At 53.6% G+C, this 433-nt stretch carries 1 pseudogene; it reads right to left on the reverse strand.

Features of this window, described 5'->3' with window-relative positions:
- Window positions 1-433 (reverse strand): annotated as a pseudogene (locus tag Q3O06_RS09760) (hemagglutinin repeat-containing protein); the annotation flags it as partial.

A 433-nucleotide genomic window follows, 5' to 3' on the forward strand; every position in this document is an offset into this window, starting at 1 on the left:
TGTTTTGCAGTTCGGCCTCCAGCAGGGTTCGGGCTTCCTGATACCGTTCGTAACTTTGGGTATTGCCGAGTTTGTCGGCAACGGCCGCTACGGCTTGGGCGGCGTTTCTGCCGAACTCCTTCGTTACTTCCCTTTGCAGGTTGATCTCTTTGGCGACCGCGTCTTTGTCGAAGCTGTTTTTCAGACGGCCTGTGTGTTGATCCGCAGTTTCGGTGTCGATGCCGGTGTAGATACGCGCTTCGGTTTCTTTTGCAGTCCTGCCTGTTCGGGCAAGTTGTCCCGCTTCGTCGGTGATGTGTATGTTGCGGGTGTTGATGCCGCTTTTCGTGATGCTGCTTTGACTGTCGCTGTCGCTGCCATAACCCACTGATGAACTTGCGCCGTTTTTATCGGCCACGCTTGTCAGGTGTTTGTTTTGAGGTTTATTTTGTGC

It is taken from the genome of Neisseria maigaei (genome assembly GCF_958267405.1).
Taxonomy (GTDB): domain Bacteria; phylum Pseudomonadota; class Gammaproteobacteria; order Burkholderiales; family Neisseriaceae; genus Neisseria; species Neisseria bergeri.